We start from the raw sequence: 11,060 nt of genomic DNA, 5'->3' as shown, positions 1-11,060 counted from the left end.
AGGCGATGAGGCCAGTGGGGCGGGATGCATCCTATGCTACTTTTGCGAGCTTCATGCGCGCGGCTTTACTCCTACTGACCCGGCGATTCGTGAGGTGTCAGCTGAAAGACGCCCAAATCGCCGCCGTGGTTGTCACACACGACCGACGAGATCTCCTGACCGAGGCGTTGACCGCCCTCGAGCGGCAGACGCGCCCGCCGGACACGATCGTGGTCGTCGACAACGCCTCCGCGGACGGCACTCCGCGACTGGTCCGCGAGCGGTTCCCGGCCGCCCGCCTGCTCACGCTCTCCCGCAACACCGGCGGGGCTGGCGGCTTCGCCACGGGCATCGCCCACGCCCTCAGCCTCGGGGCGGACGCGCTCTGGCTGCTCGACGACGACACGGTGCCCGAACCGGAGGCGCTGGCCGCCCTTTTGGCGGCGCGCGACCGGGGACGGGACGGCGACGGGCGGCCGCCCGCGCTCGTCGCCGGCCGCGTCGTCTGGACCGACGGCCGCGACCATCCGATGAACACCCCCCGGTCGCGGCCGTCGCCCGTCCCCGGCTGCGCCCGGATCCGCTCGGCGTCGTTCGTGTCGGTGCTCGTCGACGCCGAGGCCGTACGGGAGCGCGGGCTGCCGATCGCCGACTACTTCCTGTGGAACGACGACTTCGAGTTCACGCTGCGGCTGCTGCGCGGGCGCACCGGCCTGCTGTGCCGGGACAGCGTGGCCGTGCACAAGACCGCCTCCCCCGCCTTCGACCCGGGGCGGCGGTTCTTCCACGAGGTCCGCAACAAGGTCTGGCTCTTCACCCGCAGCCGCTGCCTCGGCCCGGGGGAACGCCTGCTCTACGCCGGCGCGACGGCCCGCCGCTGGGCCCGTACGCTCGCGGGCTCCGCCGACCGGTCGGCGCTCGTACGGGACCTGGGCCGGGGACTGTGGGCGGGCCTCCGCTCCGGTCCCCGACCCAACGAGGCCGTCCTCACTGACACGGAGTCTGCGCCGCGTTGATCTCCCCGTTGACCTTCGGGATGTCCGGCGCCTTCACCGGCACGCCCTCCGGGCCGACGACCAGCGAGACGGTGCCCGGCTCGACCGCGTTGTCGGCGGCGATGACCACGCCGGGAACGGCGACCGCCAGGGCGTCGGCGAAGCGTTCGGCCCCCGGCCCGTAGAGGATCCTGGTCTGCGGCTGCGCCGGGCCCTTCGCCGCCTTGACGTGGAAGCCCTGGGCCTTCAGGTCCCGCACGACCTTCTTCGGCGCGTTCACCGCGGTGACCTTGACCTGGTCGGGCGTGGGCATCGCCGGCTTGGACGGCTCCGGCTTCGGCGCGGGCAGGTCGTCGTCCTTGCGGATGGCCTCGAACAGCGGACCCGCCTGCGACATGTCCCACTGCACCCGGTTCGGGTCCTTGGGATAGGTCTGGGTCGGCACGGTGACGAACCGCACGGTGCCCGCGCTGATCCCCTTGAGGCTCGTGGCCAGCTTCTTCATCGCGGAGACGCTGAACTCGTCGTCGGTGGCGATCGACTTGGTGGCGGCGTTCAGGAACCGGTACGCCCGCGTCGGGTCGGTCAGCATGTCCTGGCTCGTGGCCTTCTTGACCACCGAGGCCATGAACTTCTGCTGCCGCTGGATGCGCTCCAGGTCCGACCCGTCGCCGAGACCGTAGCGCGTACGGACGTACCCCAGCGCGTCGTTGCCCTTCACGACCTGACGGCCGGCCTTCAGGGACAGGTTGGCGCGCGGGTCGTTGACCGCCTGCGGCACGCAGATCTCCACCCCGCCCAGCGCGTCGACCACCCGCTTGAACCCGGCGAAGTCGATCTTGACGTAGTGGTCGATGTGGATGTCGGTGTCCGCCTCGATCATCTTCCAGGTGCAGGTCGCCCCGGCGTAGGCGAACGCGGCGTTGAGCATGCCGAAGAAGGCGGGCACCGAGCCGCCTTTCTTCTTCTTGCACTCCGGGACGTGCACCATGGAGTCCCGGGGGAAGCTGATCGCGACCGCGCGGTCCCGGTTCGGCGACAGGTGGAGCAGGATCGTCGTGTCCGAGCGCTCCCCGCTGATGTCCGGCGACCAGTACTCGTGGTTGTCCCCGTCCCGGGAGTCCGATCCCAGCAGCAGGATGTTCATCGACTTGTTCAGCTTCGGCGGGCGGTTCGTGCCCAGCTGCTGCTGGTCGACGTGCTCCTTGTGGATGTTGCCCTGCAGCTTCTCGTACAGGCCGAACGCCGTGCCGCCCGCCGCGAGGAGCGCCACCACGACCCCGACCGCGACCCAGCGCAGAGCCCGCCGCCCCCGGCGGCCCGCGGGCTTGACCGCAGCCGCCGGTGCCTCCTCGGCGGGCGCGGCGCCCGCGGGCGTCTCGTCGGGCCCGTCGCCCGCCGGCGCCCCCTCGGCGGGCGCGCCGGCCGAGGACGCCTCCTCGGCGGGTCCCTCTCCGGACTCCCCGCCGGCCGGTCCCTCTTCGGACCTCTTCCCGGCGGACCCCTCTTCGGGCTCTCCCCCGGCGGGCCCCTCTTCGGGTCCCTTCTCGGCGGCCTCCGACGGCACCGGCTCCTTCTCGGCCGGCTCACCGCCCGGCTCGCCCTTCTCACCCCGTCGCGTCTCCGCGGTCGGCGCGTCGTCCGCCGGGCCCTTGGAGTCCGGCGCCTTCGGCGACGCCTTCTCCGGCGTCACGTCCTCAGCGTCGTTGTCGGCCATTCCACCTCATCGTTCTGTCGCGCGGCGCGCCGCGCGAGTCCCTGCCCCGTTAGACGCACGCCGAAGTACATCAGATGACAAACGCGGCTTTTGACCCATTAAGTCAGGCTAGGGGCTGTCCGGTTAATCTCCGCTATGCACGCTCGCGCGCGGAGGCCACCAGCGCGGCGCCGGGACGCTCCTCCACGGCCTCGTGCCGGGGGAACAGCACCAGCGCCGCACCCGCCAGGACGAACGCCGCGATCCGGAGCGCCGCCAGCAGGCTGTCGGACGGCCACGGCTCCTTGTACAGCAGCGCGCCGAGGATGACGAGCTGGGTCTTGGCGATCACGGTGAGCACGGACACGACGATCGACATCCGGCAGCGCTGGAGGCCGATCTGCAGCTGGGCCAGACCGAGCGCCGCCATCCCGACCGCGACGTACGGGTACGGCGAGCCGTAGGCGGCGGCCGCGAGCCCGTGCGTGTTGTAGATGGCGGCCACCCCCTTGAGCGCGAGCTCGGAGACGCCGAGGCTGACGCCGGAGCCGAGGCCGTACGCGATGCCGGCCAGCGGCCGCGCGTGCCGGCCGAACGTCCGGATGTCACCGCCGACGAGGACCGCCACCCCCACCAGGACGCCGGGGACGACGACGGCGGCCAGGGTGAGCGGCCCGGCGACCGCGCTGGTCAGCACCTCGTGCCGGCCGTTCGACGCTCCGACCAGCGCGGTCGCGAGGCCGAACAGGCCCACGCTGGCCCACTCGCGACCGGTCAGCCGCTCACCGAAGAAGACACCGGCGTAGAAGAGGATGAACAGGAGACTGGCGGCGAAGATCGGCTGGGCGAGGCTCAGCGGGAGCATCGTCAGCGCCTTGACCTGCGTGGCCACGCCGGCCAGCACGATCACCAGGCCGGACAGCCACAGCCAGTCGGTGTAGGTGTACCGCAGGAGACGGAGCGGACGGGTACCGCGGAGTTCGGGCATGCGGCCCGCCGCCACTCGGAAGACGATGAAGCCCAGGTAGTAGATGAGGGTCGCCATCAGCGCCAGGACTGCGCCCCTGACGTCGGATCCACCCATACACCGAGCCTTTCGTCCCGCTTCGCGACACCTGTTCCTCGCTCCAAGTGTCACGACTGTCGCGGATAGCGATCATGGCGTCAATAGCCATGTTCGCCGATATAGGTGGATCTCGTACTCAGTTTGGATCAATACCGCGTCATGTCCAGGCGAGGGCGGCGCGGTGGTTCCAGTACTCCTCGGGCGGGGTGGCGAGCGCGTCCAGCGCGGCGCGGGCGTCGGGGCTCAGCGAGACGCGCGCGGCCGCGAGGTTCGACGTCAGCTGCGGGACGCTCACCGCGCCGGTCAGCACGGTGTCCGCCCAGGGCCGGGCGAGCACGGCGGCGAGCGCGACCGCGTCCGTCCCGACCCCGTGCGCCGCGGCGATCTCCCGCAGCGCCGCGGGCGGCTCGACCGCGAGCCGGCCGTTGGCCAGCCCCTCCTTGACGAGGACGTGGAGACCACGGGCGTGGGCCTCGGCGAGCGCGTCGCCCACCGAGGGCTCCAGGACGTTCCAGGTCGACTGCACGGCCGTGAACAGGGGCCGCCCGTCGACCTCGAGGTCGAGCGCGCGCCGTACCGTCTCGGCCTGGGCCGGCCCGGACGTGGAGAAGCCGACCCGTACGCCCTCGGCCGCGAGATCGGCCAGCGCCCGCTGCAGGGCGGCGTCGGCGAACACCGGGCCGTCCGCCATGAGGGAGTGGATCTGGTAGACCGCCAGGCGGTCGCCGAGCAGCTCCCGCGTCCGCGCCGACTGGTCCCGGAACCTCGGCAGGGAGTGCTCCTTGACCTCGTGGACGTCCGCGTCCAAACGCCACTCCCCGACGTAGGCGTATCCCCACTTGCTGGAGACGGTGACGTCCCGGTGCCCCCGCTCGTCCAGCCAGCCGGCCAGGAACTCCTCGGCCAGCCCGTACGAGCGGGCGGCGTCCGCCCAGCGGATCCCCTCGTCGTACGCGGCGTCCAGCACCTGCCAGGCGGCGTCCCGCATCGCCTCCACCGTACGTTCGGCGGGCAACGCGCCGTCGCGGCCGAGGTTGATGTACGCCGGTCGCCCGAGGGCGGCCAGCCCGAGCCCCATCCTCCCGATCACGGTCATGCGCCTACCGTGCCACGAGGCCGTCCGCAGGGGGTTCCCCGGCCTCCCCCGCGCGAGTTCTCCGGACGATCAGTCACACTGGTCTTCCACAGATGCGCGGAGGAGGCAGTCGGGCGGTGGCCGCCAGGGTGTTGACGAAGAAGGGGCTGCACGGTCGGCTGGACGGGCCGCCGGGCGCCTCGCGCGCGATGCTCGAACGCCGTGCGCGGTGGCTGCTCATGGTGGCGGTCGGCGGCGCGAACCTCGCCGGCGCGCTGTTCGTCCTGCTCTTCTCGACGTTCGTCATGCCGGACCCGCCGGGGATCGCCGACCCCGCGCACGTCCGGCTCGTCAACCTCCTGGTCTTCTGCGCCTACCTCCTGTTCGGCGCGCCGATCGGCGTCACCTGGGGAATGTGGCTGTTCCGCCCGGTGCGCACCTTCGCCCGCCACGAGCGCGATCCCACCGCGGAGGAGCGGCGCGGCGTGCTGCGCGGCCCCCTGCGGCTGATGGCGATGCAGGGCACGTTGTGGGGCCTGGGCGCGGTCGGCTGGGCCGTGATCGACGCGCCCTACTCCGATCTGCTCGCCCTGAAGGTCGGCATGATCACCGCACTCGGCGGGGTCACCACCTGCGCGATCGTGTACCTGCTCACCGAGCGCCTGCTGCGGCCCATCGCCGCGGTGGTGATGGCGGCGGGCCCGGCGCAGTACGACGCATGGTTCGGCATCACGCCGCGCACCATGCTCGCGTGGGCGCTCGGCAGCGGGGTGCCCGTCCTGGGCCTCGTCGCCGCCGCGGTGGCGGCGCTGGTCGTCGACGGCATGTCCCTCACCCAGTTGGCCGTCACAATCCTGGTGCTCGGCGGCGTCGCCCTGCTGGTGGGGTTCCAGGTGACCTACTTCGCCGCCCGGGCGATCGCCGACCCGGTCCGCTCCGTACGGGAGGGGCTGGCGCGGATCGAGCGCGGTGACCTGCGGGCGTCGGTCCCGGTCTATGACGCGAGCGAGCTGGGCCGGCTGCAGGCCGGGTTCAACCACATGGCGGCGGGGCTGCGGGAGAACGAGCGGCTGCGGGACCTGTTCGGCCGGCACGTCGGGGAGGACGTCGCCCGGCACGCGCTGGAACACGGCGTGGTCCTGGGCGGCGAGACCTGCGACGCCGCCGTCTTCTTCGTCGATCTCCAGGGCTCGACGCACCTGGCCGCGACGCGGCCGCCCGGTGAGGTCGTCGCCCTGCTGAACGCCTACTTCGGCGTCGTCGTCGAGGTCGTGGCCGGGCACGGCGGTCTGATCAACAAGTTCCAGGGGGACGCGGCCCTGGCCGTCTTCGGCGCGCCCGAGCGGCTCGAGGACCCGGCAGGCCAGGCCCTGGCCGCCGCCCGTGAGCTCTCGTGGCGACTGCGGGAGGAGCTCCCCCAACTGGTCGCCGGGATCGGCGTGTCGGCCGGGCAGGTCGTCGCCGGGCACATCGGCGCGGAGCAGCGCCTGGAGTACACCGTGATCGGGGATCCGGTCAACGAGGCCGCGCGGCTCAGCGACCTCGCCAAGACGGCGGCGCCCGACCGGCTGCTCGCGTCGGCCGCGGTCGTCGCGGCCGCCGACCAGTCCGAGGCCGCGCACTGGCGGCTCGGGAGCGCCGTGACGCTGCGCGGCCGCACCAGCCGGACGCGTCTGGCCGCGCCGTTCCGGCGGCCGCCGCCCAGCGGCCTCGACCGCGTGATCAACCGCCTCCGCCGCTGAAGGAACACCAGGTCTGCGGCCGGACACCCCCACGACTCCGGGGGGTCACCCGCCGGGGTGGTCCCGGCTGGATAACGGCCACGGCGATGCGGGATATTTGGTCGCATGACTGAGCGCAAGCCGATCAACACCTGGTTGACGGACATGGACGGCGTGCTGGTGCACGAGGGCCAGCCGGTGCCGGGGGCCAAGGAGTTCCTCTCCCGGCTCAGGGAGGCCGGCAAGCCCTTCCTCGTGCTGACCAACAACTCGATCTACACGCCGAGGGACCTGCACGTCCGGCTGCGGAACGCCGGGCTCGACGTGCCGATCGAGTCGATCTACACATCCGCGCTGGCCACCGCCCAGTTCCTCGACGACCAGCGCCCGGGCGGCTCGGCGTACGTCCTGGGCGAGGCGGGCCTGACGACCGCCCTGCACGAGATCGGGTACGTCCTGACCGACCTCGACCCCGACTACGTCGTGCTCGGCGAGACCCGGACGTACAGCTTCACCGCGATCACGACCGCGATCCGCCTGGTCAACAAGGGCGCGCGGTTCATCGCCACGAACCCCGACCCCATCGGCCCCTCCACCGAGGGCGCGCTGCCGGCCACCGGCGCGGTCGCCGCGCTGATCACCAAGGCCACCGGGGTGGAGCCCTACTTCGTCGGCAAGCCGAACCCCCTGATGATGCGGAACGCCCTCAACACCGTCGGCGGGCACAGCGAGAGCACCGCGATGATCGGTGACCGCATGGACACCGACGTGGTGTCCGGCATGGAGGCCGGTCTGTACACGATCCTGGTGCTGACCGGGGTGACCGCCCGAGGCGAGATCGAGCGTTACCCCTTCCGTCCGCAGCGGGTCGCGGACTCGATCGCCGACCTCGTGGACATGGTCGACCTGCCGGACCTGGTCGAGGGCTGACCGGGGGCGTCGGCGCGCAGCCCGGTGGTGGCCCAGGTGCGCCCGTCGATCCCGAAGCCGTACGCCTCGTATCCGATCAGGCCCTCGATCCAGTCGCGGGCGGCCTCCCCCATCACGAAGGCCGCGGTCGCGTAGGCGTCGGCGAAGGTGACGCTCGGCCCGACGACGGTCACCGCGGCGAGGGCGGCCGCGGGCCGTCCGGTGCGCGGGTCGAGGATGTGCGCGCCGCGTTCGGCGGTCCCGGAGGTCGCCACGGCCAGGTCGCGCCCGGCGACGACCGTGGCCACCGTGCCGGGGCGCAGCGGATCGGCGATGCCCACCCGCCACGGCCGGCCCGGCTCGGGGCCCCCGGACAGCTGGAGGTCGCCGCCCCCGTTGACGTGGTGGTTCGGCGAGCCGGCCGCGCGCAGCATGCTCCCGGCGCGTTCGATCGCCCAGCCCTTGACCACACCGGACGGGTCGAGCGCGCCGCCGGCGTAAGCGCTGAAGCAGCCGTCGGTGGCCTCGGTGAGCCGGTCGCACAGAGCCAGGATCTCCCCGACCTCGGGCGCGCAGTCGCCCACCTCCACCTCACCGCGCGCCAGCCGGCCGATGTCGCTCTCCGGCCGGTACGTCGAGAAGGTCGCGTCGACCCAGTGCAGCCAGGCGATGACCTCTTCGAGCGCGCCGTCACTGGGGTACGGCTCACGCAGGTCGAAGGAGAAGACCGTCCCCATGCAGGGCTCGACGTGCCGCAGCGCCGTCACTTGCCGGCCTTGTCGAGCGCGCTCTGCAGCGACTGGATGTAGCCCTCGCTGGTGTAGGTGGCGCCGGAGACCGCGTCGATCTGCGCGTTCTGCGCCGACAGGGTCTCCTGGTCGAGCTGCGGCACGGCGAAGTTGTTGATCTCCCGGTCGCGCGGGTTCTCGCTCGGCAACTGGATCGCCTGGACCTTGGTGATCTTCCCGTCCTTGAGGGTGACCTGCACCTGGACGGGACCCCAGCGCGTGTCGATGGTCTTCCCCGTGACGGTCCGTGTCGTGGACCTGGTCGTCTTGCCGGTCCCGCTTCCGGTCCCGGTGCCGGCGCTCTCGCTGCTACCGGCGCTCGGCGCCGGCGCCGCCGCGCCGCCGTCCGTGCCCGAACCCGTGCCCGCCGCGGCCCCGGCGCCGCCGCTGCTCGAGGCCTGATGCGTCTTGAAACTCAGCAGCAGGACCAGCCCGGCGACGGTCCCGACGATGGCGAGGATCGCCCTCTTCATTGGTTCTCGTCTCCTCAGAACTCGAAAGACTCGTGGTGGATGCGGCGGCGCGGCACACCCGCCTGGTGGAGGGCCGCCTTCGCGGCGTTCGCCATGCCGTCCGGGCCGCAGACGTAGACGTCGTGGGCGCTCAGGTCGGGCAGGATCCGCGTGAGGACCTGCGGGGACAGCGGGTCGCCGCCGAGGTCCCGGCGCGAGCCCACCAGGTAGTGCAGCGCGGCGCCGCGGGCCTCCGCGATCCGGCGGAGCTCCTCCTGGAAGACCACGTCGGACCAGTCGGTGGCCCGGTAGACGAGCGTCAGGTCACCGGGCTCGGCCGGGAGCGTCTCGAACAGCGTGCGGATGGGGGTGATGCCGACCCCGCCGGCCAGCAGCAGCACCTTCCGCTGCCGGCGCCGTCCCGCGGTGAACGCCCCGTACGGGCCCTCGGCGAACACGCGGGTTCCGGGCCGCAGCCGGGACAGCCCGGCGCTGTGCTCCCCGAAGTTCTTCACCGTGACGCGGAGCATGTCCGGCCGGGCGGGAGCCGACAGCGAGTACGGGTTCGCGGCCCACCACAGGTCACGGGTGAGGAACCGCCAGCGGAAGAACTGGCCCGGCTCCGCCCGGAGCTCGTCCAGGTGCCGGCCGCGGACCCATACCGAGACGACACCGGGGCCCTCGCGGTACACGCCTTCGACCCGCATCCCGTGCCGGAACGCCCGCCACAGCGGCACCGTGATCCGGAACCAGACGAGCAGCGCGCCGACGGTGATGTACAGCGCGGACCACAGGACGCGGGCGGGCAGGCTCGCCATGAAGTCGGCACCCGTCGCGAACTGGTGGCTGAACGCCAGCGCGATCGCCAGGTAGGTGTAGAAGTGCAGGTAGTACCACGTCTCGTAGCGCATCCGGCGGCGTGCCGCGCGGGCGGACACGATGCCGACGCCGACGAAGAGCAACGCCGCGACGGTGCCCATCAGCACGTCCGGATAGCTCAGCAGCAGCGTCTTGGTCTGGTGGATCGGGTCCGTGTGCGCGGTGACGGCGTACCCCCAGATGATCAGGAGTGCGTGCGCCACGACGAGCCACACCATGTACCGGCCGCCCATCGCGTGCCACCGGGCGAGCCGGTCCGTGCCGACCCCGCGCTCGAGCGCCGGGATCCGGGCCATGAGGGCGACGAGGACGACGGCGGCGAAGCCCGCCAGCAGCCCGGTGATGCGCCCGGCGTTGGTGAGCCAGTCGCCGAACCCGGTGATGGCCGGAGTGTCATGCCACCACAACGCGATCACCGCGGCCGCTCCCAGGCCGATCGGGACCAGCACGTGCTCGGGCCGGGCGCGCACCGGCTGCCGGCGCGCGGGTGGCCGGCGCACCGTCGCCCGTTCGTTGAGAGTGGTCACGATTTGTCCCCCGTATGCTTTGGGTCGTTCGGACGCCTACTCTCGGGCTCGAACCTGAACGTTCCTTCTGAACCACTTGTGCGCGCCCGCTGAGACCGCGGCGGCCTGCGCGGATGAGGGACGTTCAGAGGGGATTCTCAGCGAACGTTTAGGGTGAGCAGAAGTGCGGCGAGCAGCGTAGGTGACGATGAACGACCTCCGGCCCCCCGAATCCCCGTCGACCAGGCACCCGTTGATGACCCGCCCCGACGGTTCACCCGTGCGCGCGCTGGTGGTGGACGACGAGACGAGCCTCGCGGAGGTCCTCGCCAGCGTCTTGCGCTTCGAGGGCTGGGAGGTCATGACCGCCGGGGCCGGCGCCGAGGCGGTGAAGGCGGGCCGGGAGTTCCGGCCCGACGCCGTCCTGCTCGACGTGATGCTCCCCGACTTCGACGGCCTGGAGGTCATGCGCCGGCTACGGGCGGACAATCCGGACGTGTGCGTGCTGTTCCTGACCGCGCGGGACGCCGTGGAGGACCGGGTCGCGGGCATCACCGCCGGCGGTGACGACTACGTCACCAAGCCGTTCAGCCTCGAGGAGGTGCTGGCCCGGCTGCGCGGCCTGCTCCGGCGCTCCGGACTGGCGCGGGCGCAGAGCGGCGAGACCCTCGCGGTCGGGGACATCACCCTCGACGAGGGCTCCCGTGAGGTGCGCCGGGGCGGCGACCTGATCGAGCTGACGGCCACCGAGTTCGAGCTGCTGCGCTACTTCATGCGCAACCCGCGCCGGGTGCTGTCCAAGCCGCAGATCCTCGACCGCGTGTGGAACTACGACTTCGGCGGGCAGGCGCACGTCGTCGAGCTGTACGTCAGCTACCTGCGGAAGAAGATCGACGCCGGGCGCGAGCCGATGATCCACACCGTGCGCGGCGTCGGCTACGTCCTGCGGCCGCCCGCCTCATGACCCGTGACCGAGCGGAGCGAGGGAACCGAA

10 protein-coding genes are annotated in these 11,060 nt (G+C 72.2%); 4 read left to right on the top strand and 6 right to left on the bottom strand.

Features of this window, described 5'->3' with window-relative positions:
• Positions 1-125: 125 nt before the first annotated feature.
• The gene (locus AB0L00_RS28385; RefSeq protein WP_364440144.1) at positions 126-995 is read left to right on the top strand and encodes a glycosyltransferase; all 870 of its coding nucleotides are present in this window, start codon (positions 126-128) and stop codon (positions 993-995) included.
• Here AB0L00_RS28385 and AB0L00_RS28380 read toward each other — a convergent pair.
• The 3 genes from AB0L00_RS28380 to AB0L00_RS28370 all read right to left on the bottom strand — a co-directional run bounded on the left by AB0L00_RS28380 (position 967) and on the right by AB0L00_RS28370 (position 4,832).
• On the bottom strand, positions 967-2,691 hold the full coding sequence (locus AB0L00_RS28380) for an LCP family protein (protein ID WP_364440143.1): 1,725 nt from the start codon (positions 2,689-2,691) through the stop codon (positions 967-969). The two genes, AB0L00_RS28385 and AB0L00_RS28380, sit on opposite strands and share 29 nt — an antisense overlap.
• A gap of 133 nt (positions 2,692-2,824) precedes the next feature.
• Positions 2,825-3,754, bottom strand: coding sequence for a hypothetical protein (locus AB0L00_RS28375; RefSeq protein WP_364440142.1), 930 nt, complete (start codon positions 3,752-3,754; stop codon positions 2,825-2,827).
• A 139-nt stretch (positions 3,755-3,893) separates the two neighbouring features.
• Positions 3,894-4,832, bottom strand: coding sequence for an aldo/keto reductase (locus AB0L00_RS28370; protein ID WP_364440141.1), 939 nt, complete (start codon positions 4,830-4,832; stop codon positions 3,894-3,896).
• A gap of 116 nt (positions 4,833-4,948) precedes the next feature.
• On the opposite strand from AB0L00_RS28370, the gene AB0L00_RS28365 reads away from it, so the two are divergent.
• Both AB0L00_RS28365 and AB0L00_RS28360 read left to right on the top strand, forming a co-directional pair.
• On the top strand, positions 4,949-6,553 hold the full coding sequence (locus AB0L00_RS28365; RefSeq protein ID WP_364440140.1) for an adenylate/guanylate cyclase domain-containing protein: 1,605 nt from the start codon (positions 4,949-4,951) through the stop codon (positions 6,551-6,553).
• A 105-nt stretch (positions 6,554-6,658) separates the two neighbouring features.
• Positions 6,659-7,462 carry an HAD-IIA family hydrolase gene (locus AB0L00_RS28360; protein WP_364440139.1) on the top strand — a complete coding sequence of 268 codons (804 nt, stop codon included), beginning with the start codon at positions 6,659-6,661 and terminating at the stop codon, positions 7,460-7,462.
• Here the strand turns inward: AB0L00_RS28360 and AB0L00_RS28355 are convergent.
• Genes AB0L00_RS28355 through AB0L00_RS28345 form a run of 3 tightly spaced genes read right to left on the bottom strand, consistent with a single transcriptional unit; the run spans position 7,378 to position 10,087 of the window.
• Entirely contained in the window at positions 7,378-8,208 is an 831-nt protein-coding gene (locus AB0L00_RS28355) for an FAD:protein FMN transferase (RefSeq protein ID WP_364440138.1), read from the bottom strand. The two genes, AB0L00_RS28360 and AB0L00_RS28355, sit on opposite strands and share 85 nt — an antisense overlap.
• On the bottom strand, positions 8,205-8,702 hold the full coding sequence (locus AB0L00_RS28350; protein ID WP_364440137.1) for an FMN-binding protein: 498 nt from the start codon (positions 8,700-8,702) through the stop codon (positions 8,205-8,207). The genes AB0L00_RS28355 and AB0L00_RS28350 overlap by 4 nt, the downstream gene beginning before the upstream one ends.
• A gap of 14 nt (positions 8,703-8,716) precedes the next feature.
• Positions 8,717-10,087 (bottom strand): ferredoxin reductase family protein, encoded by a 1,371-nt coding sequence (locus AB0L00_RS28345; protein WP_364440136.1) that lies wholly within the window; start codon positions 10,085-10,087, stop codon positions 8,717-8,719.
• Positions 10,088-10,322: 235 nt separating this feature from the next.
• Here AB0L00_RS28345 and AB0L00_RS28340 point away from each other — a divergent pair, with 235 nt between their 5' ends.
• The gene (locus AB0L00_RS28340) at positions 10,323-11,030 is read left to right on the top strand and encodes a response regulator transcription factor (protein ID WP_364440135.1); all 708 of its coding nucleotides are present in this window, start codon (positions 10,323-10,325) and stop codon (positions 11,028-11,030) included.
• The last annotated feature ends 30 nt before the right edge of the window (positions 11,031-11,060 follow it).

The sequence above is a fragment of the Actinoallomurus sp. NPDC052308 genome (assembly GCF_040679195.1).
Taxonomy (GTDB): Bacteria; Actinomycetota; Actinomycetes; order Streptosporangiales; family Streptosporangiaceae; genus Actinoallomurus; species Actinoallomurus liliacearum.
Note: the sequence above shows the minus strand (reverse complement) of the source record. Positions and strands in the feature narration are given on the sequence as shown.

What these genes read in the sequence shown, in the direction of transcription:
- AB0L00_RS28380 (WP_364440143.1), bottom strand. Translation starts at nt 2,691, where the DNA reads ATGGCCGACAACGACGCTGAGGACGTGACGCCGGAGAAGGCGTCGCCG.
- AB0L00_RS28375 (WP_364440142.1), bottom strand. Translation starts at nt 3,754, where the DNA reads ATGGGTGGATCCGACGTCAGGGGCGCAGTCCTGGCGCTGATGGCGACC.
- AB0L00_RS28370 (WP_364440141.1), bottom strand. Translation starts at nt 4,832, where the DNA reads ATGACCGTGATCGGGAGGATGGGGCTCGGGCTGGCCGCCCTCGGGCGA.
- AB0L00_RS28360 (WP_364440139.1), top strand. Translation starts at nt 6,659, where the DNA reads ATGACTGAGCGCAAGCCGATCAACACCTGGTTGACGGACATGGACGGC.
- AB0L00_RS28350 (WP_364440137.1), bottom strand. Translation starts at nt 8,702, where the DNA reads ATGAAGAGGGCGATCCTCGCCATCGTCGGGACCGTCGCCGGGCTGGTC.
- AB0L00_RS28340 (WP_364440135.1), top strand. Translation starts at nt 10,323, where the DNA reads ATGACCCGCCCCGACGGTTCACCCGTGCGCGCGCTGGTGGTGGACGAC.